Origin of the sequence: Nocardioides cremeus (assembly GCF_030518195.1) — a bacterium.
GTDB classification, from domain to species: domain Bacteria; phylum Actinomycetota; class Actinomycetes; order Propionibacteriales; family Nocardioidaceae; genus Nocardioides; species Nocardioides cremeus.
The window spans coordinates 80,356-106,058 of record NZ_JAULSC010000014.1 but is presented as its reverse complement, the minus strand read 5'-3'; the positions used below and the strand labels follow the sequence as shown (position 1 = coordinate 106,058).

Here is a 25,703-nt window from a genome sequence, read left to right as displayed (position 1 = left end):
GCCCCGTGGGTCGAGCAGCGAGGGCCGAAGGCTCGAGCGACGCCGAGACCCCGCACCCACCCGGCGTACGGCACGTGGGCACGTCACCCGGTCTCGGCGACGCTCCTCGCTGGCGCTCGTCGCTGCTCGACCAACGAGGGCAGGACCCGGCGATGTCCGCCTATCTGGTGCTCGACTTCCTCCTCGTGTGACGCAGATGACGGCGCCGGGAGGCCCGGAACCGGAATGTCGTGGGCGCCCATCGGTTGTAGCCACGTTTCCCCGTTGCTGACCCGGAAGGTCGCTCCCGTGACTGACTCCTCCCCCACCCCCTCCTCCCCCGACGGCCCCGACGGCCCCGACCTCGTCGAGGCCCCGAGCCGGCGACGCTGGCCGCTCGTGCTGGGCGCCCTCGTGGCCCTCGCCGTCATCGCCGGCGTCGTGGTCGCCACCACCGGCGGCGAAGACGACGCGACCGCCGGCGAGACCGTGCGCATCGGTGTCGTCGGCGCCAGCGACCCCTACTGGGCGACCTACGAGCAGGCCGCCGAGGACGAGGGCATCGACGTCGAGATCGTCGACTTCGCCGACTACAACCAGCCCAACCCGGCTGTCGCCGAGGGCGAGCTCGACCTCAACCAGTTCCAGCACCTGGTCTTCCTCGCCGACTACAACATCGCCAGCGGCGACGACCTGCAGCCGATCGGCGCGACCGCGATCTACCCCCTGGGCCTGCACTCCAAGCAGTACGAGTCCGTCGAGGAGATCCCCGACGGCGCGACCGTGGCGGTGCCCAACGACGCCAGCAACCAGGCTCGCGCCCTCGTGCTGCTGCAGTCGGCCGGCCTGGTCGAGCTGAAGAGCGGTGGGTCGATCTTCTCCGACCTCGCCGACATCGACACCGAGGCCTCACGCGTGCAGGTCGAGGCGCTCGACGCCGCCCTGACCGCGACCTCGCTCGACGACCTGGCCGGCGCCGTGGTCAACAACGACTTCGTGGAGCGCGCCGGCCTCGACTTCGACGACGCGCTGGCCCAGGACGACCCCGACGACACCAAGGCGCTGCCCTACGCCAACGTCTTCGCGGCGCAGGCCGACGACCTCGACGACCCGACGTACCAGCGCCTGGTGGAGATCTACCAGGAGACCCAGGCCGTGCAGGAGGGTGTCGTGGAGGTCTCCGGCGGCACCGCGGTCATGCTCGACACCCCGGTCGAGGACCTGCGCGCGATCCTCGCCGAGGTCGAGTCCGACACCCGCGACCAGCAGGGCTGAGGTCGCCGTGCCCACCACCTCCACCCGCACCGGGCCGACGGCCGAGCCGCTGATCCGGCTCAGCGACGTCAGCCGCACCTTCCCCGCCGCCTCGCGGCGCGGGACGCCGGTGCACGCCCTCGACCACGTCGACCTCGACGTGGCGCAGGGCGAGGTGCTGGGGGTGGTGGGCTACTCCGGGGCCGGCAAGTCGACGCTGCTGCGCCTGGTCAACGCGCTCGACCGACCCACCAGCGGCAGCGTCAGCGTCGCCGGCCGCGAGGTCAGTGCGCTCTCGGAGCGCGACCTGCGCGAGGTGCGCCGCGACATCGGGATGATCTTCCAGCAGTTCAACCTGTTCACCTCGCGCACCGTGTGGGGCAACATCGCCTACCCGCTGCAGGTGGCCGGCGTGCCCAAGGACCAGCACCGCGCCCGCATCTCCGAGCTGCTGCACTTCGTCGGGCTCGCCGACAAGGCGCACACCCACGTCGAGCAGCTCTCGGGCGGGCAGAAGCAGCGCGTGGGCATCGCCCGCGCTCTGGCCACCAGCCCGCGCATCCTGCTCGCCGACGAGCCGACCAGCGCGCTCGACCCGCAGACCACCAGCGAGGTCCTGGCGCTGCTGCGCCGGGTCAACGAGGAGCTGGGGCTGACCGTCGTGCTGATCACCCACGAGATGGAGGTGGTGCGCTCGCTGGCCCACCGCGTGGCGGTGATGGAGGCTGGCCGTGTCGTCGAGATCGGCGACACCTACGACGTCTTCGCCGACCCGCAGCACCCCGCCACCCAGCGCTTCGTCAGCACGCTGGTGGAGAAGGGTCCGCCTCCGCGGGCGCTCGAGCGGTTGCGCGAGCGGCACCCGGGCCGGATGGTGACGCTCTCCTTCCGTGACGAGCACGCCTCCCCCGCCGACGTGTTCGCCGCCTTCATCGAGCGCGGTGTGGCCTTCGAGCTGGTGCACGGCGGCGTCGAGGACGTCCGCGGCCGCACCTTCGGCCACCTGACCTTCACCCTGACCGGCGACGACGCAGCCGTGGCGGCGGCGCTCGCGCACGTCGCCACCCTCGCCGAGGTCACCGAGACCCACCCGACGGAGGCCCGCTGATGGACCGCCTGATCGAGCTCGACTCGCTCTTCCTCGAGGCCGCGCTGGAGACGCTCTACATCGTCGCCCTCACCCTCGGCATCGGTGGCACCGGCGGCCTGCTGCTGGGCACGCTGCTCTACACGACCCGCGCCGGCGGCATCACGCCCAACCGGGCCGTGCACGTCGGCCTCAACCTGGTCGTCAACTTCTTCCGCCCGATCCCCTTCGTCATCTTCATCGCCGCCGCGCAGCCGCTGGCGCGCCTGGTGGTCGGCATCGGGATCGGCAACCGGGCGATCATCTTCGCCCTCTCCCTGGCCGCGACCTTCGGCATCAGCCGGATCGTCGAGCAGAACCTCGTCTCGGTCGACCCCGGCGTCATCGAGGCCTCCCGCGCGATGGGCGCCGGCCGGCTGCGCACGATCCTGACCGTCCTGCTGCCCGAGGCCCTCGGTCCGCTGGTGCTGGGCTACACCTTCGTGCTGGTCGCGATCGTCGACATGACGGCGATCGCCGGCGTGGTCGGTGGCGGTGGTCTGGGCGCCTTCGCGCTGACCTACGGCTACCGGCAGTTCGACCCGGTGGTGACCTGGGCCGCGGTGCTGGTGATCATCGCCTTCGTGCAGCTGGTCCAGTTCGGTGGCAACCGGCTGGCCCGCCGCGCGATGCGGCGCTGAGCCGCGACCACGGTTGAAGAGGCGGGTCTGCGGGTAGGAACCGCTGGCCATCACTCTCACCGAAGGAGCGCACATGTCGCAGGACGAGAAGGTCGCCAAGGAGCTGGTCGAGACCCTGAAGGACGGGGAGCAGGGGTTCACCAGTGCCGCTGAGAAGCTCCGCGACAGCGACCGGTCGGAGTGGGCCTCGACGCTGCAGCGCCTGGCGCAGCAGCGCAAGGACTTCCAGGCCGAGATCGTCGAGCTCGGTCACGAGTACGGCGACGACGTCGACGAGAGCGGCACCGTCGCAGCAGCCGTGCACCGCGGGTGGATCTCGCTCAAGGACGCCCTGACCGGCGACGACGCCGAGAAGGTCCTCGAGGCGGCGCTCACCGGGGAGGACCACGCGGTGTCCGAGTACGAGAAGGCGCTCGACGCCGACCTCAGCGCCGGCTTCCGCGAGGTCGTGAGCCGCCAGCACGCTGCCGTCGTCAGCGCGCGCGACGAGGTCAGGGCGCTCCGCGACGCCGGCTGAGCCACCGACGTCGCTGCCCTCAGTCGCGGGCCAGCGACCGGGTGATCACCGCGTTGGCGGCGCGCTGGAACCCGGCGACCACCGACTCCAGGGTCAGCCGACGCAGCTGCGGCAGCGTGCGCTCGATCCGCTCGGCCTCGGCCGGGCTGTGCTCGCCGCGCCGGTACGGCGCCAGCACGCCGCTGCGCAGGATGTCGGTCAGCTCCTCGGCCAGCGCGGTCATGTGCCGGGTGATCGCGTCGCCCGCGGCACCCACGCTCTCGGGGGGCACGTCGAGAGCCAGCAGGTCGAGGCCGATCTGCAGGTTGGGCATCACCCGGTAGCGACCACCCTCGACCGGGTCGAGCAGCGCCAGGCGCTCCAGCAGCCCGAGGTCCTCCTCGCTCAGCGCGCGACCCGCCCGGGCGTCGAGCTCGGCACGGTCGAGCTCCTCGGGCACCTGCGAGGTCCACGAGGTCAGCATCGCGCGCTGCATCGCCAGCTCCTCGACTCCCGCCTCGGCCGGCACCGAGGCGACGTACCGCTCGATGGCCTGGAGGGTGAAGCCGTGCTCCTGCAGCGCGCGCACCAGCTCGAGCCGCGCGCGGTGCACGCTGTCGTAGTAGGCGACCCGGCCCCGGCGCAGCGGCGGGGGCAGCAGCCCGAGGCTGGCGTAGTAGCGCGTGGTGCGCACCGTCAGGCCGACGGCGGCGGCGAGCTCGTCGACCGTCAGCAGCGCGTCCGCGTCGTCCAGCTGGGTGCTCGCCGTCATGGACCCGACCCTAACGCTTGAAGTGTGACAGTTCTGCTGTCACAGTTCTGCTCGTACGGTCCGCACCCGCGGCAGGCACCACACCGGAGGCAACCCCATGGCCCAGCCCACGTCGATCTACACCGAGGAGCACGAGGACTTCCGCGCCATGGCGCGCGCCTTCATGGAGAAGGAGGTCGTGCCCCACCACGACCAGTGGGAGAAGGACGGCCAGGTCAGCCGCGAGGTGTGGCGCAGGGCCGGCGAGGCCGGGCTGCTGTGCTTCGACGTCGACGAGCAGTACGGCGGCATGGGTGTGCGCGACTTCCGCTACAACGCGATCGTCGCCGAGGAGATCTCCAAGGTCGGCGCCAGCGGGCTGGGCTTCCCCGTGCACACCGACATCATCGTTCCCTACATCTCCTCCCTGGGCACCGAGGAGCAGAAGCAGCGCTGGCTGCCCGGCCTGGTCTCCGGCGAGCTGATCTCCGCGATCGCGATGACCGAGCCCGGCGCCGGCTCCGACCTGCAGGGCATCCGCACCAGCGCCGTCGACAAGGGCGACCACTGGGTGCTCAACGGCTCCAAGACCTTCATCAGCAACGGCATCATGAGCGACGTCGTCATCGTGGTGGCGCGCACCGACCCCGACGCCGGCCACATGGGCTTCAGCCTGCTGGTCGTCGAGGCCGGGATGGCCGGCTTCGAGCGCGGCCGCAACCTCGACAAGATGGGCCTCAAGGCCCAGGACACCGCCGAGCTGTTCTTCGACAACGTCGAGGTGCCCAAGGACAACCTGCTCGGCACCGAGGGGCACGGCTTCATCCACCTGATGGAGAACCTGCCCCAGGAGCGGGTCTCGATCGCCTGCATCGCGCTGGCCGCCTGCGAGCACGTGCTCGACCTGTCGCTGGCCTACGTCAAGGAGCGCGAGGCCTTCGGCAAGCCGATCGGCAAGTTCCAGAACACCCGGTTCACGCTCGCCGAGATGGCCACCGAGGTCTACATCGCGCGCACCTTCGTCAACGACTGCGTCACCAAGCTCAACGCCGGCGAGGTCGACGCCAGCCTGGCCTCGATGGCCAAGTGGTGGACCACCGAGCTGCAGAAGAAGCTCGTCGACCAGGGCGTGCAGCTGCACGGCGGCTACGGCTACATGATGGAGTACCCCATCGCCAAGGCCTACGTCGACAGCCGCATCCAGACGATCTACGGCGGCACCACCGAGATCCAGAAGGAGATCATCGGGCGCGCGCTGGGCATCTAGGACCGGTCCTCACCCGTCGGTCCTCCCGAGACCTCTGGCAGGCTGGCGACATGAAGCGACGTTGGGTCTGGCCGCTGCTGATCGTGCTCGTCTGGGTCTTCGTGGGAGGGCCGCTGGGCTCGTTCGCCGGCCAGCTCGGCAGCGTGCAGGAGAACGACAACGCCGCCTTCCTGCCCGAGAGCGCCGAGTCGACGCAGGTCCTGGAGACCCTCACGGGCTTCCAGGAGCAGGAGACCATCCCGGTCACGGTCGTCTTCGAGCGCGACGGCGGCCTCGAGGGCTCCGACCAGCAGGCGATCGCGGCGTACGCCGAGGAGCTGGGCCAGGTCGACGACGTCACCGGCGTGCAGGGCCCGGTGCCCTCCGACGACGGCGACGCGGCCCAGCTGGTCGTGCAGGTGGCCACCACCGACGGCGAGGTGATCATCGAACGCGTCGAGGCGCTGCGGGCGGTGCTCGACGACCCGCCCGAGGGCCTCGAGGCGCTCGTCGGCGGCCCCGGCGGCATCCTCGCCGACCTGGTCAAGGCCTTCGGCGCCATCGACGGCCTGCTCCTGGTCGTCGCGCTCGCGGTCGTGCTGGTGATCCTGGTGGTGGTCTACCGCACCCCGGTGCTGCCCTTCGTCGTGCTGTTCTCCGCCGTGCTCGGGCTGGGCGCCGCGTCCGCGGTGATCTACGCGCTGGCCTCGGCCGACCTGCTCGCGCTCAACGGCCAGAGCCAGGGCATCCTCTTCATCCTCGCCATCGGCGCCGCGACCGACTACTCGCTGCTGCTGGTGGCCCGCTACCGCGAGGAGCTGAAGGACCGGGAGTCGAAGTACGACGCCATGCGGGCCTCGTTGCGCGCGGTGGTCGAGCCGATCGGCGCCTCCGGCGCGACGGTCATCCTGGGCCTGCTGTGCCTGCTGCTCTCCGACCTGGCCAGCCTGCGCGGCCTGGGCCCGGTCGGCGCACTGGGCATCGCCGCGGCGATGCTGGTCTCGCTGACCTTCTTGCCCGCGGCGCTGGTGCTGCTGGGCCGTCGCGCCTTCTGGCCGCTCGTGCCGACCTACGGCTCCGAGCACAAGAACACCGAGGGCCTGTGGGGCGCGGTGGCCCGCCTCGTGCGCGACCGCGCCGTGGCCGTGGCCGCGGTGACCACGCTGGTGCTGGCCGTCTTCGCCGGCTTCGCCTTCACCCTCGACGAGGACCCCGTCCCCCAGACCGACCTGTTCCTCACCGCCGAGGAGTCGGTCGCCGCCCAGGACGTGCTCGACGCCCACTACGAGGCCGACACCGCGAGCCCGCTGCAGATCGTGGTCCCGACCGACCGGATCGGGGAGGCCGTCGAGGTGCTGCGCGCCGACGAGGGCGTCTCCCAGCAGAGCGAGGGCCCGCAGCCGGCGATCGCGCCGATCCCCGAGGCGGACGACCCGCAGCAGCCGCGCAGCGTCGACGGGGTCTCCGTCCTGCTGGCCAACCTGGCCGACGGCAGCGAGACCGAGGCCGCCACCGAGACGGTCAAGCGATTGCGCGCGGACCTGTCGGAGGTCGACGACGACATCCTGGTCGGCGGCTCCACGGCAACCCTGCTCGACACCCGGGAAACCACCAGCCGCGACCGGGCCGTGGTGATCCCGGCGATCCTGGTGGTGATCTTCGTGGTGCTGGCGCTGCTGCTGCGCTCGCTGGCCGCCGCCGGGCTGCTGGTCGTGGCCAACGTGCTGTCCTTCGGCGCGACCATGGGCGTCAGCGCACTGGTCTTCGAGCACGTCTTCGGCTTCCCGGCCAGCGACCCCTCGACCCTGCTGATCGCCTTCGTCTTCCTGGTCGCCCTGGGCATCGACTACTCCATCTTCCTGATGACCCGGGTGCGCGAGGAGTCGCTGCGCCTGGGCACCCGCCCGGGCATCCTGCGCGGGCTCTCGGTCACCGGCGGCGTCATCACCTCGGCCGGCGTGGTGCTGGCCGCGACGTTCGCGGCCCTGGGCGTGGTGCCGATCCTGTTCCTGGCCCAGATCGCCTTCATCGTCGCCTTCGGCGTGCTGCTCGACACCCTGGTGGTGCGCTCGCTGCTGGTGCCGTCGGTCTGCTACCTGGTCGGTCCGCGCACCTGGTGGCCCTCCCGGCTGGCCTCGGGCGGCCAGCACGCCGACCACGCCACCGGCTGACGTCCCGACCGGTGGTCCCGGCTCGGGGGGCCGCGCCGACCGGGGGTTAATGTGCGGTGATGAACGCCGCGCCCACCCCCCAGCAGGTACGCCGCGCGCTGGCCCGGGCCGAGCGCGGCGCGGCTCTCGACGTGGCCGAGGCCGAGGCGCTGCTGGCCGCGACCGGCGCCGACCTCGACCGCCTGTGCGCCGCGGCGGCGCAGGTGCGCGACGCGGGGCTGCTGGCCGCGGGCCGACCCGGCGTGGTGACCTACTCGCCCAAGGTCTTCATCCCGGTGACGCGGCTGTGCCGCGACCGGTGCCACTACTGCACGTTCGTCGAGACCCCGGGCCAGGCGGCGCGCGAGGGCCGGGCGCCGTACCTGTCGCCCGACGAGATCCTCGACATCGCCCGTCAGGGCGCCGAGCTCGGCTGCCTCGAGGCGCTGTTCACCCTCGGCGACCGGCCCGAGGACCGCTGGCCCGAGGCCCAGGAGTGGCTCGACGAGCAGGGCTACGACTCGACGCTGGCCTACGTGCGCGCGATGGCGGTGCGGGTGCTCGAGGAGACCGGCCTGCTGCCGCACCTCAACCCGGGGGTGATGACCTGGGAGGAGATGAACCGCCTCAAGCCGGTCTCGCCGTCGATGGGGATGATGCTCGAGACCACCTCGCGGCGGCTCTTCGAGACCAGGGGCGAGGCCCACCACGGCTCCCCCGACAAGGACCCCGCGGTGCGCCTGCGGGTGCTCGAGGACGCGGGGCGGCTCTCCATCCCGTTCACCACCGGCCTGCTGGTCGGCATCGGCGAGACGCTGGCCGAGCGCGCCGAGACGATCTTCGCGCTGCGCAAGGTGATGAAGGCCTACGGCTCGCTGCACGAGATCATCGTCCAGAACTTCCGGGCCAAGCCCGACACCGCGATGCGGCACAGCGACGACCTCGCCCTCGACGAGTACCGCGCCGCCCTCGCCGTCACCCGCCTGGTCCTCGGCCCGCGCGCCCGGGTGCAGGCACCGCCCAACCTCGTCGACGCCACGGAGTGCCAGGCGCTGCTCGGCGCCGGCGTCGACGACTGGGGCGGCGTCTCGCCGCTGACCCCCGACCACGTCAACCCCGAGCGGCCCTGGCCCTCCCTCGAGCGGTTGCGCGAGATCAGCGACGCCGCCGGGTTCCGGCTCGCCGCCCGGCTCACGCTGCAGCCCGAGTACGTCCGCGCCGCCCTCCACGACGGTGCGCCGTGGCTCGACCCACGGGTGGCCGGTCACGTGGCTGCGCTGGCGGCCCCCGACGGCCTGGCCCGCGACGGCGTACGACCGGAGGGCCGGGCGTGGCAGGAGCCCGACGGCGGCTTCGAGTCGGCCGGGCGCACCGACCTGCACGAGGCCGTCGACACCGACGGCCGCACCGACGACCGGCGCTCCGACTTCAGCGAGGTCTACGGCGACTGGGAGTCGGTGCGCGACGCCGCCGCCGGCACCTCGAGGCCGTCACCGGCCGGCGCGCCCGCGGTGCTGCACGCCGACGGCCGCGAGGCGCTGGCCGCCGCCGAGTCCGACCCGGGCGGGCTCTCCGACGAGCACGCGCTGACCCTGATGACCGCCGAGGGCGCGCTGCTCGACGAGGTCTGCCGCCTCGCCGACGACCTGCGCCGCCGGGCGGTCGGCGACGACGTCACCTACGTCGTCAACCGCAACATCAACTTCACCAACGTCTGCTACGTCGGGTGCCGGTTCTGCGCGTTCGCGCAGCGCAGGAGCGACGCCGACGCCTACACGCTCTCCCTCGACGAGGTCGCCGACCGGGCCGCCGAGGCGTGGGACCTCGGCGCCACCGAGGTCTGCATGCAGGGCGGCATCGACCCCGAGCTGCCCGCGACGGCCTACTTCGACCTGGTCAGCGCCGTGAAGCAGCGGGTGCCCGAGATGCACGTGCACGCCTTCTCCCCCATGGAGGTCGTCAACGGCACCGCGCGCACCGGGCTCTCCATCGAGGACTTCCTGATCAAGGCCCGCGAGGCGGGGCTGGGGTCGCTGCCCGGCACCGCCGCGGAGATCCTCGACGACGAGGTGCGCTGGGTGCTGACCAAGGGCAAGCTGCCCGCCAGCACCTGGGTCGAGATCGTCTCCACCGCGCACCGCGTGGGGCTGCCCACGACCAGCACGATGATGTACGGCCACGTCGACAGCCCGCGGCACTGGGTGGGCCACCTGCGGGTGCTCGCCGGCATCCAGGACCGGGCCCGCGAGGCGGGCGTCGGCGGCTTCACCGAGTTCGTGCCGCTGCCCTTCGTGCACACCTCCTCGCCGATCTACCTCGCCGGCGTCGCGCGCCCCGGCCCCACCCACCGCGACAACCTCGCGGTGCACGCGATGGCGCGCATCCTGCTGCACGGTCGCATCGACAACATCCAGACCTCGTGGGTCAAGCTCGGCGTCGAGGGCACCCAGGACATGCTCCGCGCCGGCGCCAACGACCTCGGCGGCACCTTGATGGAGGAGACCATCAGCCGGATGGCCGGCTCCGAGCACGGCTCGGCCAAGACGGTCGAGGAGCTGCGCGAGATGGGTGCCGGCATCGGCCGCCCCGTCCACGAGCGCACCACCCTCTACACCCCCCGCTGACGAGCAGTCACCTTCACACCACCCACCGGTCGGTCCTGCACCACCGAGGCGTCACCCCCGCACCCGCGCAGGGTGCAGGACTGACGCCTCGATGGTGCGGAAGTGACGGCGCGGGCGCTAACCGCGTCCGCTGGAGGAGCGGGCCCGACGCGAGACCGAGTCGATGGCCACGGCGAGCAGCAGCACCGCACCGGTGACGATGAAGCGCACCGAGGAGTCGACGTTCATCAGGTTCAACCCGCTCTGGATCGACTGCAGCACGATGATGCCGAGCAGCGCCGAGTACGCCGATCCGCGCCCGCCGAAGAGGCTGGTGCCGCCGATGACCGCGGCGGCGATGGCCGTCAGGTTGGTGTCGGTGGTGCCGCTGCTCTGCGAGACCGAGGTCAGCTGCCCGGCCAACAGGATGCCGCCCAGGGCGGCGAACGACGAGGTCAGGGCGAAGACCGAGACGTAGACCCTGGTCACCTTGATGCCCGAGCGGCGCGCCGCCTCCTCGTTGCCGCCGGTGGCGAAGACGTGGCGTCCCCACCGGGTGCGGCGCAGCGCGAAGTCCATCACCACCACGAGGAAGGCGAAGAGGACCGGCAGGTAGCTCCAGCCCCGGTCGATGCCCAGGTAGTAGGTCAGGTAGCCGAGTCCCAGGCCGAGCAGCGCGGCCTTGACCGCGACGCCGACCGGGCTGCCGGGGGTCAGGCCGGCCGCCTTGCGACGACGGATGTCGAGCAGCTTGGAGCCGACGTAGACCAGCACCACGAGCGCGACCAGCGCGTAGGCCTGGGCATCGGTCAGGAACCTGTCGCGGGCGAACTCGCGCAGCCCCGAGTCCTGCGGCAGCACGATGGTGCCCTGGTCGCCGAGCACGTAGAGCAGGGCTCCCTGGAAGGCCAGCAGGCCCGCCAGCGAGAACACGAAGCTCGGGACGCCGACCTTGACGTACAGGAACGCGTAGGTGCACCCGATGGCCAGGCCGACACCGACGCCCGCGAGCATCGCCACGACCAGCGACAGACCCTCGTTGACGACGAGCACCGCCATGGTGGCGGCCGCGAAGCCCGACACCGAGCCGACCGACAGGTCGATCTCGCCGAGCAGCAGCACCAGCACGATGCCCAGCGCGATGACGCCGGTGGGCGCCGCGAACTGGGTGATCGAGACCAGGTTGCGGCTCGAGAGGAACGTCGGCTCGTTGAGCTGGAACACCAGGCAGATGACGATCAGGCCGAAGACGACCGGCAGCATCCCGAGCTCGCCGCCCTTGAGGCGGGCCCAGGTGGAGTGCAGGTAGCCCTGCAGCCCCTGGTGCCGGATCAGCCGCTCGTCGGCCGCGTCGGCAGCGACGACGGACCTGGTCGCGTCGTCGCTGCGCTGGTCGAGGGTCTCACTCATCGCCGGCCTCCGGGTGGGTCTGGGAGTCGGCGGTGCGCTGCGCGCGGGCCGTCACGACGTTGTCGGAGGCGCCGGTGATCGCTGCCACCAGCTCCTCGGTGGAGACGTCCTCGGTGCGGAACTCGGCCGCGTTGCGTCCCAGGCGCAGGACGACGATGCGGTCCGCGACCGCCTGGACGTCGGCCATGTTGTGGCTGATCAGGATGACCCCGAGCCCCGTCTCGCGCAGCCGCTCGACGAGGTTGAGCACCTCCGCGGTCTGGGCGACGCCCAGCGCGGCGGTGGGCTCGTCGAGCATCACCACCTGCGGCTTGCCGACCAGGGACCGCGCGATCGCGACGGTCTGGCGCTGACCGCCTGAGAGCGCGGCGATGGGGATCCGCACCGAGGGGATCTTGGCGGACAGGGTGCGCAGCAGCCGCCACGACTCCTTCTCCATCTCGATCTCGTCGAGCACCGGACCGGTCGTCCGCTCCTGGCCCAGGAAGAGGTTGGCGACGACGTCGAGGTTGTCGCACAGCGCCAGGTCCTGGAACACGGTCGCGATGCCGAGGGCCTGGGCGTCCTTGGGACCGCCCACGGTGACCTTGCGTCCCGCGAAGGTGATGTCCCCGCCGTCGGGCTGGTAGACCCCGGCGATCACCTTGACCAGCGTGGACTTGCCGGCGCCGTTGTCGCCGACCAGGGCGACCACCTCACCGGCGGCCACCTGCAGCGAGACGTCGGTGAGCGCCTGGACGGCGCCGAACCGCTTGTTGATGCCGGTCAGGGACAGGACGTGGGTGTCCCTGACCGGTCGCGTCGTCGTGGTGCTCATCAGGAGATGCCAGCCTCCTGGCAGGCCTTCGCGTAGTCGCCGGTGCAGATGTCGGAGGCGTCGTAGAAGCCGTCGGCGATGACCGTGTCGGCGACGTTGTCCTGGGTGACCGCGATCGGCTCGAAGATGTAGGACGTGACGCCGTTGTAGTCGCTCTGGGTGACGCCGGTGTCGGTGGTCTCGCCGACCTCCTCGCCGGTGGCCAGCTCCACGGCCACCTCGGCCGCGGTCTCGGCCTCGATCGGGATCGGCTTGTAGATGGTCAGCGCCTGCTCGCCGGCGAGGATGCGCTGGATCGCAGCGATCTCGGCGTCCTGGCCGGTGATCGGGGGCAGCGAGTCACGGGAGACACCGGCGCCGGTCAGGGCCGCCACGACCCCGCCCGCCTGGCCGTCGTTGGCGGCGTACACGCCGTTGATGTCGGCAGGCTTGTACTTGCTGAGCTGGTCGCTGGTCCACTGCTGGGCGTTCTCGGGGCTCCAGTCGGGGTTGTCGTACTCCTCGAGGATCGTCACCCCGCTGGAGTCCAGGACGCTGTGGGCACCCGCCTTGAACTGCGCGGCGTTGGGGTCGCTGGGCGCACCGTTGAGCATCAGGATGCTGCCCTGGTCGTCCATCGCCTCGATGAGCGCCTCGCCCTGCATCTGGCCGACGGTCTCGTTGTCGAAGGACATGTAGTAGTCCGCGCCCTCGATGAAGCGGTCGTAGGCGATGACCGGCACGTCCTGGCCCTGGGCCTCGGCGACCATGCCGGTGGCACCCGCACCGTTGACCGGGTCGAGCACCACGACGTCGGCGCCCGCGGTCAGCGCGCTGGTCAGCTGCTGGGCCTGCTTCTGCTCGTCCTGGTCGGCGTTGAAGTAGTCGACCTCGCACTCGCTGCAGAGCTCGGCGACCTTCGCCTCGAAGAGCGGCTTGTCGAACGCCTCGTAGCGCGTGGTCTTGGACTCGGGCAGCAGCAGCGCGATCTTGCCGCCGGCGGAGCCCGAGGAGCCCTCGTCGGAACCGGAGGTCTGCGCCTCGTTGGCGCCACAGGCGGACAGGCCGGCACCACCGATGACGATGGCGGTCGCGAGCGCCGCGACGCGGGGCAGGGATGTGAACACGGGGATCTCCTCGAGCTGGTGGGGCCGGACGGCCACGACGGTCTGGGTCGAGTGTCAGGCGTCACACCGTAGTCGTCAAGACCTGAACACAAAACGCTCGGATTTTCCTGCAAGCGTCCTGTTGTGGTCATGACATGCCGGAAACTCCTTGACCGCACGATGCGGCGTGGGTCACAGTTCGCACCATGAGCTCCGCCCCCGGGTCCACCGCGTCGCTGCGCACCGCCAACCAACGTCGCGTGCTCGCAGTCCTGCGCGGGCGCCCCCTGGAGCACCCCGAGGCGAGCCCGGACCACGACGCCGACAGCTTCACCCAGGCCGAGCTGGCCAGGGCGACCGGCCTGGCCCCGGCCACGATCTCCAACATCGTGCGGGACCTCGGCGCAGCCGGCCTGCTCGAGTCCGATCCCGGCAGCGGACGCCGCGGGTCGTCGGTGCGGATCGGCCCCGGCGCCGGCCACGTCCTGGGCATCGACTTCGGCCACAGCCACGTCGCCGTCGCCCTGGCCGACACCGCGGGTCGTCCCCTCGGCGAGAGCCGGAGCAGGATGGCCGCGGGGCTCGACCACGCGAGCGCGCTCGACCAGGCGCACCGGATGGCGCTGGGGCTGGCCGACGAGCTGGGCCTGCCCCATCTCCAAGGCCGGCTGCCCGAGAGCCTGCACCACGTCGGACTCGGCCTGCCCGCACCCGTCACCGACGACACCATCAGCTCCTCGGAGATCTTCCCGGGCTGGGAGGGCGTCGACGCCCGCCGGGCCGCCGAGCAGCACCTCGGCGTGCCGGTCTCGATCGAGAACGACGCCAACCTCGGCGCGCTGGCCGAGCACCGCCGCGGCGTGGCGCGCGGGCACCGCACCTCGGTCTTCATCAAGATCTCCTCCGGCGCCGGCGCCGGCATCATCATCGACGGGGAGGTGTTCCGGGGCGCGCGCGGCACCGCCGGCGAGATCGGGCACCTGACGCTCGACGAGCAGGGGCCCGTGTGCCGGTGCGGCAGCCGTGGCTGCCTCGAGGCCTACACCTCGGTCGAGACCGTGCAGGCCCTGATGGCGGCCCAGCTGCCCGGGGCCACGCTCGACGACATCATCGAGGCCGCCACGTCGGGCTCCGTGGCTGCTCGTCGGGTCTTCGAGGACTCCGGCCTGCACCTCGGATGGGGCCTGGCCAGCATCGTGAACCTGATCAACCCCGACGTGGTCGTGGTGGGCGGCGACATGGCCCGCGCCGGCGAGCTGCTGCTCGAGTCGGCCCGGCTCGGACTGCGCCGCCACGCGCTCAGCGCCGTCGCGCAGACCCCCGTGCTCGCGAGCGAGCTGGGCGAGCGAGCCAGCCTCCTGGGCGCCGCGCTGCTCGCTGCGGACCGCACGGAGCTGGTCGGCGAGGGCTCCGTCGCGGCCCACGGTTCACCCAGAGGGGCCTGAGGCTCCCGGTCGCGCCCGTTGCACGATGGGGCGCATGGCCGTCACCTGGACCAACGCCCTGCTCGCCGCCGGCTCCGTGCTCGCCGGGGCGCTCGCCGTCATCGTGGTCACGCACCTGGTGGTGCGTCTCCTGGCGCGCCGCTGGCCGCCCGCGTCGCGCCTGGCCCACTCGGCCAGGCTGCCGTTCCGGGCGCTGGTCCTGCTGCTCGCGGTGAGCGGCTGGGTCGCCGGGGTCCGACCCGACCCCTCCTCCGACTGGGCGACCTGGTGGGACGCCGGCGCGCTGTCGCTGCGGGTGCTGGCGATCGGGACCGGCGGGTGGCTGCTGACGGCCGTGCTGCTCTTCGCCGAGGACCTCACCCTGGGCCGCACCCGCACCGACGTGCGCGACAACCGGCTGGCCCGGCGGGTGCGCACGCAGGTGCTGCTGGTGCGCCGGCTCACGATCGCGCTGGTGACCATCGTGACCATCGGCGCGATCCTCTTCTCCTTCCCCGCCGTGCGCACCATCGGGGCGAGCGTGCTGGCCTCGGCGGGCCTGATCTCGGTCGTCGCGGCCCTGGCGGCGCAGTCGATGCTGGCCAACGTCTTCGCCGGCATGCAGCTGGCCTTCAACGACGCCGTCAAGGTCGACGACGCCGTCATCGTCGAGGGCGAGTGGGGCACCATCGAGGAGATCACCCTGAGCTACGTCGTGGTGCGGATCTGGGACGAGCGCCGGATGATCCTGCCCTCGACCTACTTCACCACCACGCCCTTCCAGAATTGGACGCGCAAGAACTCCGAGCTGATGGGCTCCGTCGAGCTCGACCTCGACTGGCGGATCGGGGTCGACGCGCTGCGCGAGCACCTGCCCTCGGTGATGGAGCGGGCCGGCGAGATGTGGGACCGGCGCGTCTCGCACGTGCAGGTCACCGGCGCTGTCAACGGCTGGGTGCGGGTGCGGATCCTGGTGACGTCGTACGACGCCCCCACGCTCTACGACCTGCGCTGCCACGTGCGCGAGGAGCTGGTCGCGTGGGTGCGCGAGCAGCAGCCCGACGCGCTGCCCGTGCAGCGCCTGCTGCTCGACGAGCAGTGAGCCCTCACGGCCCCGAACGGGTGGGACGGTGGGCTCCGCCGCGTGGCTACGGTGGAGGCATGAGCACCGGACCGAACGAACAGGACGACACCTACGGCGACTACTCCGTCGAGGAGAGCGACCAGCTGACCGGCGAGGACACCCTCGCCGACGGCGACGTGGAGGACCAGCTCGACCGCGGCTACTCGCCGCCCGAGAAGTACTCGCCCGCCCAGGGCTTCGGCAACACGCCCTACGAGGAGGCCGTCGGCGAGTCGCTCGACCAGCGGGTGGCCCAGGAGGTCCCCGAGCCCGACCCGTACGCCCAGGCCGAGGCCGAGGCCGACCGCGAGCAGGTCGCCGGCGAGGTCGGCGACGAGCGGGCCGGGCGCCTCGTGGACCCCGACGAGGGCCTGGGCGAGGACGTCGAGAAGGACCTGGTCGGCGACGACGTCGGCATCGACGGTGCGGCCGCGTCGGCCGAGGAGGCCGCGGTGCACGTGATCCCCGACGACCCCGCCGACGCCTGACGCGCCACCGCGGGTGGGCATAGGGTCCCGGGCATGAGCGAGCAGCCGTCCCGGGCCCTGCACCACCTCGACCTGTGGGTCGGCGACCTCGAGCGGGCCGTCGACGAGTGGGGCTGGCTCCTCGGCGAGCTGGGCTGGGAGGTCGACCTCCCGGGCTCGTCGTGGTGCCACCCCGACGGCACCTACCTCTTCCTCGAGCACTCCCCCGACCAGCACGACGCGGGGTACGACCGGATGCGGGCGGGGGTCAACCACCTCGCCCTGTGCGTCGACTCGCGCGCCCTGCTCGACCGGATGCGTGCGGAGTCGACCGCGCACGGGTGGCACGAGATGTTCGCCGACCGCTACCCCCACGCCGGCGGGGAGCAGCACACGGCGCTCTACGTCGAGAGCTCGGAGGGCTTCGAGGTCGAGGTCGTCCTGGTGGGCTGACGCCCGGCGCGCCCGGCACCCCTGAAACACCAGCAAATGGAAAGAACCGCCGGAGTCTCGGGTCTCCGGCGGTTCTGAAGATGAATCTACAACGACTGGCCGGCGCTCACCAGTAAAACCTGCACATCGTGACCGCCCTCACGCTTTTTTACCTCAGGTGCGGCATGCCCGGCGCTCCCGCGCCCACCGGGGTGGCCCCGCACCGCTGCGCACGGGACTACGGTTGACCACATGAGCACCATGCAGCCCGCTCCCGGTGACGAGCCCACCGACAAGACCGGCGGCAAGCCCGGCGGTGCCGACGGCCCCGGCGAGGAGCACCCGCGGACCGAGCCGAGCGAGCCGGCCGGCAAGAAGGCCGGCGACGACCCGCTGCGCGGCTCGCGCACCAGCGGCCTGTACGCCGCCGTCGTCGGGCTGGGTGTGCTCCTGGTGCTGCTGATCATCTTCATCGCCCAGAACACCGACACCACGACCGTGCGGTTCCTCTCCTTCGAGGGCGAGACCCCCGTGGCGGTCGCGATGCTGATCGCCACCACCGCCGGCATCCTGCTGACGGCGACCGCCGGCAGCCTGCGCATCATCCAGCTGCGGCGGCGTACGAAGAAGGACATCAAGCAGCGCTGAGGCCCGCCCCGCTCACTCCCACTCGATGGTGCCCGGGGGCTTGCTGGTGATGTCGACCGTGACCCGGTTGACCTCCTCGACCTCGTTGGTGATGCGGGTCGAGACGGTCTCGAGGACGTCGTAGGGCAGCCGCGCCCAGTCGGCGGTCATCGCGTCCTCGGAGGTGACCGGGCGCAGTACGACCGGGTGGCCGTAGGTGCGGCCGTCGCCCTGCACCCCGACCGAGCGCACGTCGGCGAGCAGCACCACCGGCATCTGCCAGATGTCGCGGTCGAGCCCGGCGCGGGTCATCTCCTCGCGCACGATCGCGTCGGCCTGGCGCAGGATGTCGAGCCGCTCACGGGTGACCTCGCCGATGATCCGGATGCCCAGGCCGGGGCCCGGGAACGGCTGGCGGTGCACGATCTCGGCGGGCAGGCCCAGCTGCTCACCGACCAGGCGCACCTCGTCCTTGAAGAGGGTCCGCAGCGGCTCGACGAGCTCGAACTCGAGGTCCTCGGGCAGGCCGCCCACGTTGTGGTGGCTCTTGATGTTGGAGGTGCCGGCGCCGCCGCCCGACTCCACGACGTCGGGGTAGAGGGTGCCCTGCACCAGGAACGCGACCTTGTCGCCGCCCTCGCCGGTCACCGCGTCGGCCAGCACCTCGGCCTCGGCGGCCTCGAAGGTGCGGATGAACTCGCGGCCGATGATCTTGCGCTTCTCCTCGGGGTCCGAGACCCCGGCGAGGGCGTCGAGGAACTGCTTCTCGGCATCGACCACGCGCAGGTCGACCCCGGTGGCGGCCACGAAGTCACGCTCGACCTGCTCGGTCTCGCCCGAGCGCATCAGCCCGTGGTCGACGTACACGCAGGTGAGCCGGTCGCCGATGGCGCGCTGGACGATCGCGGCGGCCACGGCGGAGTCGACGCCGCCGGACAGGCCGCAGATCGCCTGGCCGCGCTCGCCGATCTGGGCGCGGATCGACTCGATCTGCTCCTCGACGATGTTGACCATCGTCCAGGTCTGGCGGCAGCCGGCGATGTCGACCAGGAAGTGCTCGAGGACCGCCTGGCCGTGCTCGGTGTGCAGCACCTCGGGGTGCCACTGCACGCCGGCCAGGCCGCGGTCGACCTGCTCGAACGCCGCGACGGGGGTCTTCGTGGTCTCCGCCAGCACCGAGAAGCCCTCGGGGGCCGCGGTGACGGCGTCGCCGTGCGACATCCACACCGTGTGCGACGACGGTACGTCGGCCAGCAGGGTGCCCGCCTCGCCGACGGTGACCGGGGTCCGGCCGTACTCGCGCGAGCCGGTGCGGGCCACGGTGCCGCCCAGGCCGGCCGCCATCAGCTGGAAGCCGTAGCACATGCCGAAGACCGGGGTGCCCGAGGTGAAGATCGAGGAGTCGATGCCGGGCGCGCCCTCGGCGTAGACCGAGCTGGGGCCGCCGGAGAGGATGATCGCCTTCGGCTCGCGCGCCAGCATCTCCTCGACCGGCATGTGGTGCGGCACGATCTCGGAGTAGACCCGCGCCTCGCGCACCCGCCGGGCGATCAGCTGGGCGTACTGCGCCCCGAAGTCGACGACCAGCACGAGGTCGTGGTCGGGGATGCCGGGGGTCACGTCGCTCATGGGGCCAGCCTATCGGCGTACCGGCCGGGGCCTCGGGTCGCCACCTGCCCCGCCCTGCTGGGGTCCTCCCGCAGCGCAGACCCCCGGAAATAGCACCAGGGCCCGGCCGGGGAGGGAGGATGGCCGGGCCCTGATCGTCCACGCCTCTGTTGGACAGCAGCTTGGACAACGACCCGACCTTGTGGGAGGGAGCATGACTGCCGGGTCTGATCTTCACAACGAGGTCGATCTCACGGGGTTACGCGGGTGACGGTCTTTCTCGCACCTTTTATCGGTGGGCTAGACAACCGGACTCAGGAGACCCCGACGATGGGCAGCCGCAGGGCGCCGGGAGCGCCCTCGGGGACCACCGGGTGCAGCGGCGCGACGGGGTCGACGCGGCGGTAGTCGGCGCCCAGCCCGGGGCGCCGGTCGGCCTCGCCCTTGTTGGGCCACAGGGCCATCGCGCGCTCGGCCTGCGCTGTGATCGTCAACGACGGGTTCACGCCGAGGTTGGCGGTGATCGCGGCGCCGTCCATCACGTGCAGGCCGGGGTGGCCGTAGACGCGCTGGTAGGGGTCGATCACGCCGGTCTCGGGCGAGTCGCCGATCGCGCAGCCGCCGATGAAGTGGGCGGTCAGCGGCATGTTGAACGGCTCGCCGATGTTGCCGCCGGGGGTGCCGCCGAGCACCCCGGCGATGCGGCGCACGGCGTCGTTGGCCGCTGGGATCCATGTCGGGTTGGGCGCGCCGTGGCCCTGGCGGGAGGTCATCCGCCAGTGCCCGGTGACCTTGTTGCGCTTGCCGTAGGTGGTGATGGAGTTGTCGAGGCTCTGCATCACCAGCGCGATGACGGTCCGTTCCGACCAGTGCTTGAGGTCGTAGAGGTTGGTGATCTCGCGGCGCTGGGTCCACATCTCCTTCAGCCAGGCGCGCCAGCGGGGCACGTCGCCGTCGCCGTCGGTGAGCACGGTCTGCATCATCGCCATCGCGTTGAAGCCCTTGCCGTAGCGCACCGGCTCGACGTGCGTGTCGGCGTCGGGGTGGAAGCTCGAGGTGATGGCGACGCCGTAGGAGTAGTCGGTGGTGTCCGACTTGGGTGCGATGGCGCCCAGGATCGACTCGGAGTTGGTGCGCGAGAGGTAGCCCAGCCGCTCGGAGAGGCGCGGTAGGTGTCCCTCGTCCTTCATCCGGTGCAGCAGCTTCTGGGTGCCCAGCGAGGCGGCGGCCATCACCACGTGCTCGGCGGTGAGGGTGCGCGTGGTGCGCGCCGTGGCCCGCTTGGCCTTGGTGTACTTGATGGTGACGTCGTAGCCGCCGCCCTCGCGGGGCCGGATGCGGGTCACGGTGCTCAGCGGCATCACCCGCGCGCCCTGCTGCTCGGCGAGGTAGAGGTAGTTCTTGACCAGGGTGTTCTTGGCGTTGTGCCGGCAGCCCGACATGCACTCGCCGCAGTTGAGGCAGGCGTTGCGCGCGGGGCCGGCTCCGCCGAAGAAGGGGTCCTCGGCCTGCTCACCGGGCTGCTGGCCCGGGCCGCCGAAGAAGACGCCGACCGGGGTCGGGTGGAAGGAGTCGGCCACGCCCATGTCGCCGGCGACCTTCTCCATGACGTCGTCGGCCGGGGTGCGCACCGGGTTCTGCACCACGCCGAGCATCCGCTTGGCCTGGTCGTAGTAGGGGGCCAGCTCGGACTTCCAGTCGGTGATGTGGCTCCACTGCGGGTCGTTGTAGAAGGCCGGCAGGGGCTCGTAGAGCGTGTTGGCGTAGACCAGGGAGCCGCCGCCGACGCCCGCGCCGGCCACGATCATCGTGTCGTGCACCGCGTCGATGCGCTGGATGCCGTAGCAGCCCAGGGCGGGCGCCCACAGGTAACGGGTGATGTCGAAGGTGCCGGAGGAGAAGTCGACGTCCTCGAAGCGGGCGCCCGCCTCGACCACGCCCACCCGGTAGCCCTTCTCGGTCAGCCGCAGCGCGCTCACCGAGCCGCCGAAGCCGGAGCCGATCACCAGGACGTCGTAGTCGTGCTCGCTCATGTCAGGCCCTTCCCAGCTTCTTCATCACTCGCAGCTGGGCGGTCATCACCCGTGCGTAGGTCTCGTCGGACATGCCCAGCATCGGGGCGATGCGGATCAGCCGCTGGGTGGCGACCGACTGGGTCTCGGTGTAGCGGTGGATGCCCTCGCTCCCCTGGCGACGACCCATCCCCGACTGGCGCATGCCGCCCATCGGCGAGTCGACCGAGGCGAAGGTGGCCGCGAACGCCTCGTTGACGTTGACGGTGCCGCAGGCGATCTCGCGGGCGATCGCCCGGGCCCGGGCGCCGTCGCGGCTGTAGACCGAGCCGTTGAGGCCGTACTCCCCCGCGTTGGCGCGCGCCACCGCGTCGGCCTCGTCGTGGAAGCGGTAGAGCGAGACGACCGGCCCGAAGGTCTCCTGGCCGAAGCAGGTCATCTCCGGAGTGACGCCCTCGAGGATGGTCGGCTCGAAGACGTAGGGCCCCAGGTCGGGCCGCGCCCGTCCGCCGGTCAGCACGCGTGCGCCCTTGGCGACGGCGTCCTCGACCTGGCTGGTGACGGTGTCGAGCTGCGCCTGGCTGACCAGCGAGCCCATGTCGTTGCCCCACTCGAGGCTCGCACCCAGGGTCATCGCCTGGGTCCGGGCCACGAAGCGCTCGACGAAGCGGTCGTAGACCTGGTCGGCGACGAAGAGCCGCTCGGCCGAGACGCACAGCTGGCCGGCGTTGGAGAACGACGCCCGCACCGCGCCCTCGGCGGCCCGCTCGACGTCGGCGTCGCGCAGCACCAGCATCGGGTTCTTGCCGCCCAGCTCGAGCGAGCAGCCGATCAGCCGCTCGGCGCAGCCAGCCGCGACGCGACGGCCGGTGGCGGTGGAGCCGGTGAAGCAGATGTAGTCGGCCCGGCCGATCACCTGGGGGCCGACCTCGGAGCCGGGGCCGGCCACGACCTGCCACAGGTCCTTCGGGAAGCCCGCCTCCTCGAGCAGCTGGGCGCCGAGCAGCGCCGAGAGCATGGTCTGGGCGTCGGGCTTGGCGACCACGGCGTTGCCGGCCATCAGCGCGGGCAGCCCGTCGCACAGCGCCATCGTGAAGGGGTAGTTCCAGGGCGAGATGATGCCCACGACGCCCTTGGGCACCCGGTTGACCTCGACGCGGGTCAGCCCGGGCACCACGCCGAGGCGACGCTGGGGGTCGAGGTGCTGGTGGGCGGTGCGGGCGTAGTAGCGCGCGGTGAGCGCGATGTGGACCGGCTCGTCGAAGGCGTGCTGGCGCGACTTGCCCGACTCCCACACGACCAGGTCGAGGATCTCCTCCTGGCGGTCGAGCACCAGGTCGTGCAGGCGCATCATGATGGCCGAGCGGTGCTCGAGGCTGGTGCGCGCCCACGCGACCTGGGCACGTCGCGCCCGGGTGAAGGCCTCCTGCACGTCGTGCTCGCTCGACTGCGGCACGTGCGCCAGCGGCGCGCCGCTGATCGGCGTGCGCACCTCGGCGGTGCGCCCGGTGCTGCTGAGCACCCGCCTGGTCAGGGACGCGACGTACTCGGGCTCGAGCGCGTACGACGCGGTCGGGTCGTGCTCGGGGTCGTGCGGCCCGTCGAGCGACGAGGCACCGGTCCGGTCGGGCTGTTGCGCGTTCATGTACCGAGAGTATGTGACCGCGGTCTCGCTCACTACCGATTGGTAGCCAGTGTGCTCTTTTACACAGGCAAAGAGATTGTCAAGCGCCTCGGCTAGCCCGCCGGCGGCGGGGTGTAGATGGACTTGACCTCGGTGTACTGCGCCATCCCCTCGGGCCCGAACTCGCGTCCCAGCCCCGAGGCCTTGAACCCACCGAAGGGCGCGGCGAAGTCCATCGTGTACGTGTTGACGCCGTAGGTGCCGGTGCGCACCTGCCGGGCCACGTCGAGCCCGGCCGCGACGTCGGCGGTCCACACCGTCCCGGCGAGCCCGTAGTCGGAGTCGTTGGCGATCCGCACGGCCTCGTCGACACCGTCGTAGGCGATCACCGAGACCACCGGCCCGAAGATCTCCTCCTGGGCGATGCGCATCCGGTTGTCGACGTCGGCGAAGACCGTCGGGCGCACGTACCAGCCGCGGTCGAGCCCCTCGGGCATCCCCGTGCCGCCGGTGACGACGCGGGCGCCCTCGCCGAGGCCGATCTCGATGTACGACGTCACCCGCTCCTGCTGCCGACGCGCCACCATCGGGCCGACCTCGGTGGCGGGGTCGGCCGGGTCGCCCACGGGCATCGACGCGGCGGTCTGCGCCAGCGCGTCGACCACCTCGGCGTAGCGGCTGCGCGGGGCCAGCACCCGGGTCTGGGCCACGCAGGCCTGCCCGGAGTTCATGAAGGAGGTGAAGCGCAGCCCCTCCATGGTGGCGGTGAGGTCGGCGTCGTCGAGCACGATGGCCGCCGACTTCCCGCCCAGCTCGAGCGAGCAGCGCTTGAGCTGCTCGCCGCACAGCGCGCCGATGGTGCGGCCCGCGGCGGTGGAGCCGGTGAAGGCCACCTTGTCGATGCCCGGGTGGGCGACCAGGTGGGCGCCGGTCTCGCGACCCCCGGCGACGATGTTGACCACGCCCGGCGGCACCCCGGCCTCGTCGAGCAGCTCGGCGAGCAGGTAGGCGTCGAGCGGCGACTCGGGGGCGGGCTTGGCCACCACCGTGCAGCCGGCCAGCAGCGCCGGCACCACCTTGGAGACCAGGGTGAACTGCGGGACGTTCCACGGCGGGATCGCCGCGACCACGCCCACCGGCTCGTGGCGCACCAGCACCTCGGAGCCCAGCACGCCGGGCCGGGCCGCCTCCCAGGGGAAGTCGCGGGCGATGGCGATGAACGCCTCGATCTGCATCCAGGGCGCCGGCGACTGCGCCAGGTTGGCGAACGAGGTGGGCGAGCCCATCTCGATCGTGATGAGCTCGGCCATGTCGCCCAGCCGGGCGGCGTACAGGTGGGAGAGGCGCTGGACGACCTCGATCCGCTCGGCGGGGGACGTCCGTGGCCAGGGCCCCTCGTCGAAGGCTCGGCGCGCGGCCGCCACGGCGGCGTCGATGTCGGCCGGGCGTCCCTCGGGCACCCGGGCCACGACCTGCTCGGTGTGCGGGGAGACGACCTCGATGACGTCGCCCGTGGCGGGCCGGGCCCAGCGCCCGTCGATGTAGAAGCTGTCGCGGTCGAGCGCGTCGGCGCTGATCGGTCGGTGGTCCTGGGTCTGGGGCATCCGGGGGCTCCTGGCTGCTGGTCGCTGTGCGGGGGTGGGCGGTCGGGTGGGCGTCGGTCAGGGCGCGAGGTCGAACCAGTCGGAGAACCCGCTGCGGTCGTGGCGCCCGATCACGCCGTGCTCGAAGAGGCCCCAGCCCTCGCTGGTGCGGCCCTCCTCGTGGCAGGTGCTGCGCCCGACGTAGTCGACGACGCCGAACATGAGCCTGCCGGCGTTCTCGGGGGTGGTGACGTCGTAGCTGAGCCGCTCGACGAACCCCTCGCCCTTCCACAGCCCGTGGCTCCAGTCGCCGTCGCCGCCGTAGCCGCCGCCGAGGTGCAGCGGGGTGGGCAGCCTGGCCTCGACCTCGAGCAGCACCTCGACCCCATCGGGGCGGGTGCAGCGGATCGTGGCGCCGGTGGCGCTGCGGGTGCCCGAGGCGTAGTGCACCTGCACCAGGGGCCAGCCGAGCTGCTCGATGCGTCCGTCGGGGAAGACCCGGCTGCAGTCGTTGAAGACGCGGTGGCCCTCGGGGGTCTCCTGCATCAGCAGCACGACGCAGAAGTCGTCGAAGCGCATCGGCACGTAGGTCCACCACATCCCGTCGAAGGGCGGGTCGGACGGGCGGCCGGCGGGCTCGGGCTCGCCGACCGGGCGGATGCCCCACGAGCGGTCGCGGGTGCCGAGCCAGGTGTCCGGCGAGACGGTGATCTCCTCGCCGTCGACGAGCATCGTGCCCTCCCACGAGCCGACCTGGGCGAAGCGCTGGGCGTCGAGGGTGACGCGGCTGCCCGAGCGCATCACGTGCGGCAGCTCCTGCAGGGCGTCGAAGGAGCCCGCCCAGTGCAGGTCGAGGGCCATCCCCTCGGTCTCCTCGAGCACCACCCGCAGCCGCCGCAGGGGCTCGGGGACCTCGATCCGGAAGGGGCCGACGTGCATGTTGAGGCGGTCCCCGTCGACGGGGTCGCCGAGGTGCAGCGCGGTCTGGGTGTCGCCGCGGCGCCACAGCACGAACGCGTCCTTGGTGCCGAGGTTGGGGTAATAGCCCAGCCCCATGATCAAGAAGCGGTCGCCGCTGCGGTCGTGGGCGTTGAAGTAGCTGCGGTCGTAGAAGTTGCGGTCGCTGGTGGCGGCCCACTCCACGGGCAGCGGGGCCTGGTGCAGCGGGAACTCGTCGAGCGGTCCGACCATCTCGGGTACCGCCTCTTCATCGTGGTGAACGGGTGATGTGGGCCATGAATTGAC

General features: G+C 71.8%; 22 protein-coding genes. 13 read left to right on the top strand and 9 right to left on the bottom strand.

Going from position 1 to position 25,703, the window contains the following annotated elements; all coding sequences use genetic code 11:
• From QWJ41_RS14090 to QWJ41_RS14070, 5 genes are all read left to right on the top strand, one after another.
• The coding region (locus tag QWJ41_RS14090; protein ID WP_302709049.1) for a hypothetical protein at window positions 1-191 on the top strand (191 nt) is incomplete at its 5' end.
• Window positions 192-288: 97 nt separating this feature from the next.
• On the top strand, window positions 289-1,254 hold the full coding sequence (locus QWJ41_RS14085; protein ID WP_302709048.1) for a MetQ/NlpA family ABC transporter substrate-binding protein: 966 nt from the start codon (window positions 289-291) through the stop codon (window positions 1,252-1,254).
• A gap of 7 nt (window positions 1,255-1,261) precedes the next feature.
• The gene (locus QWJ41_RS14080) at window positions 1,262-2,341 is read left to right on the top strand and encodes a methionine ABC transporter ATP-binding protein (protein WP_302709047.1); all 1,080 of its coding nucleotides are present in this window, start codon (window positions 1,262-1,264) and stop codon (window positions 2,339-2,341) included.
• Window positions 2,341-3,000, top strand: coding sequence for a methionine ABC transporter permease (locus tag QWJ41_RS14075; protein ID WP_302709046.1), 660 nt, complete (start codon window positions 2,341-2,343; stop codon window positions 2,998-3,000). Before QWJ41_RS14080 ends, QWJ41_RS14075 begins: the two co-directional genes overlap by 1 nt.
• A gap of 73 nt (window positions 3,001-3,073) precedes the next feature.
• Complete coding sequence (locus QWJ41_RS14070) at window positions 3,074-3,517, top strand: ferritin-like domain-containing protein (protein WP_302709045.1); 444 nt, start codon at window positions 3,074-3,076, stop codon at window positions 3,515-3,517.
• A 19-nt stretch (window positions 3,518-3,536) separates the two neighbouring features.
• On the opposite strand, the gene QWJ41_RS14065 is transcribed toward QWJ41_RS14070, so the two are convergent.
• Complete coding sequence (locus QWJ41_RS14065; protein WP_302709044.1) at window positions 3,537-4,268, bottom strand: MerR family transcriptional regulator; 732 nt, start codon at window positions 4,266-4,268, stop codon at window positions 3,537-3,539.
• Between the two features lie 97 nt (window positions 4,269-4,365).
• Between QWJ41_RS14065 and QWJ41_RS14060 the strand changes: the two genes are divergently transcribed.
• From QWJ41_RS14060 to QWJ41_RS14050, 3 genes are read left to right on the top strand one after another with little or no spacing between them, the layout of a single operon-like run.
• Window positions 4,366-5,514, top strand: a complete 1,149-nt coding sequence (locus QWJ41_RS14060; RefSeq protein WP_302709043.1) for an acyl-CoA dehydrogenase family protein — start codon at window positions 4,366-4,368, stop codon at window positions 5,512-5,514.
• A 50-nt stretch (window positions 5,515-5,564) separates the two neighbouring features.
• Window positions 5,565-7,664, top strand: a complete 2,100-nt coding sequence (locus tag QWJ41_RS14055) for an MMPL family transporter (protein ID WP_302709042.1) — start codon at window positions 5,565-5,567, stop codon at window positions 7,662-7,664.
• Between the two features lie 59 nt (window positions 7,665-7,723).
• Window positions 7,724-10,267 carry a bifunctional FO biosynthesis protein CofGH gene (locus QWJ41_RS14050; RefSeq protein ID WP_302709041.1) on the top strand — a complete coding sequence of 848 codons (2,544 nt, stop codon included), beginning with the start codon at window positions 7,724-7,726 and terminating at the stop codon, window positions 10,265-10,267.
• A gap of 117 nt (window positions 10,268-10,384) precedes the next feature.
• Here the strand turns inward: QWJ41_RS14050 and QWJ41_RS14045 are convergent, their stop codons facing one another.
• Genes QWJ41_RS14045 through QWJ41_RS14035 form a run of 3 tightly spaced genes read right to left on the bottom strand, consistent with a single transcriptional unit; the run spans window position 10,385 to window position 13,579 of the window.
• Window positions 10,385-11,656 carry a sugar ABC transporter permease gene (locus tag QWJ41_RS14045; protein ID WP_302709040.1) on the bottom strand — a complete coding sequence of 424 codons (1,272 nt, stop codon included), beginning with the start codon at window positions 11,654-11,656 and terminating at the stop codon, window positions 10,385-10,387.
• Window positions 11,649-12,473, bottom strand: a complete 825-nt coding sequence (locus tag QWJ41_RS14040; RefSeq protein ID WP_302709039.1) for an ATP-binding cassette domain-containing protein — start codon at window positions 12,471-12,473, stop codon at window positions 11,649-11,651. The genes QWJ41_RS14045 and QWJ41_RS14040 overlap by 8 nt, the downstream gene beginning before the upstream one ends.
• A complete protein-coding gene (locus tag QWJ41_RS14035; RefSeq protein ID WP_302709038.1) occupies window positions 12,473-13,579 on the bottom strand; it encodes a substrate-binding domain-containing protein in 1,107 nt (368 codons plus the stop codon). The genes QWJ41_RS14040 and QWJ41_RS14035 overlap by 1 nt, the downstream gene beginning before the upstream one ends.
• 185 nt (window positions 13,580-13,764) lie before the next feature.
• Between QWJ41_RS14035 and QWJ41_RS14030 the strand changes: the two genes are divergently transcribed.
• From QWJ41_RS14030 to QWJ41_RS14010, 5 genes are all read left to right on the top strand, one after another.
• Window positions 13,765-15,003 carry an ROK family transcriptional regulator gene (locus tag QWJ41_RS14030; RefSeq protein WP_302709037.1) on the top strand — a complete coding sequence of 413 codons (1,239 nt, stop codon included), beginning with the start codon at window positions 13,765-13,767 and terminating at the stop codon, window positions 15,001-15,003.
• Between the two features lie 34 nt (window positions 15,004-15,037).
• The gene (locus tag QWJ41_RS14025) at window positions 15,038-16,084 is read left to right on the top strand and encodes a mechanosensitive ion channel family protein (protein WP_302709035.1); all 1,047 of its coding nucleotides are present in this window, start codon (window positions 15,038-15,040) and stop codon (window positions 16,082-16,084) included.
• Between the two features lie 59 nt (window positions 16,085-16,143).
• Window positions 16,144-16,593 (top strand): DUF5709 domain-containing protein, encoded by a 450-nt coding sequence (locus QWJ41_RS14020; protein ID WP_302709034.1) that lies wholly within the window; start codon window positions 16,144-16,146, stop codon window positions 16,591-16,593.
• Between the two features lie 33 nt (window positions 16,594-16,626).
• Entirely contained in the window at window positions 16,627-17,025 is a 399-nt protein-coding gene (locus tag QWJ41_RS14015) for a VOC family protein (protein ID WP_302709033.1), read from the top strand.
• Between the two features lie 231 nt (window positions 17,026-17,256).
• Entirely contained in the window at window positions 17,257-17,652 is a 396-nt protein-coding gene (locus QWJ41_RS14010; RefSeq protein WP_302709032.1) for a LapA family protein, read from the top strand.
• Between the two features lie 12 nt (window positions 17,653-17,664).
• On the opposite strand, the gene guaA is transcribed toward QWJ41_RS14010, so the two are convergent.
• From guaA to QWJ41_RS13985, 5 genes are all read right to left on the bottom strand, one after another.
• A complete protein-coding gene (gene guaA / locus QWJ41_RS14005; RefSeq protein ID WP_302709031.1) occupies window positions 17,665-19,260 on the bottom strand; it encodes a glutamine-hydrolyzing GMP synthase in 1,596 nt (531 codons plus the stop codon).
• Between the two features lie 293 nt (window positions 19,261-19,553).
• Complete coding sequence (locus QWJ41_RS14000) at window positions 19,554-21,272, bottom strand: GMC family oxidoreductase (protein ID WP_302709030.1); 1,719 nt, start codon at window positions 21,270-21,272, stop codon at window positions 19,554-19,556.
• A gap of 1 nt (window position 21,273) precedes the next feature.
• Window positions 21,274-22,896, bottom strand: coding sequence for a succinic semialdehyde dehydrogenase (locus tag QWJ41_RS13995; protein ID WP_302709029.1), 1,623 nt, complete (start codon window positions 22,894-22,896; stop codon window positions 21,274-21,276).
• Window positions 22,897-22,988: 92 nt separating this feature from the next.
• On the bottom strand, window positions 22,989-24,479 hold the full coding sequence (locus QWJ41_RS13990; protein ID WP_302709028.1) for an aldehyde dehydrogenase: 1,491 nt from the start codon (window positions 24,477-24,479) through the stop codon (window positions 22,989-22,991).
• 57 nt (window positions 24,480-24,536) lie between these two features.
• A complete protein-coding gene (locus QWJ41_RS13985) occupies window positions 24,537-25,649 on the bottom strand; it encodes an Rv3169 family protein (protein WP_302709027.1) in 1,113 nt (370 codons plus the stop codon).
• Window positions 25,650-25,703 lie beyond the last annotated feature (54 nt).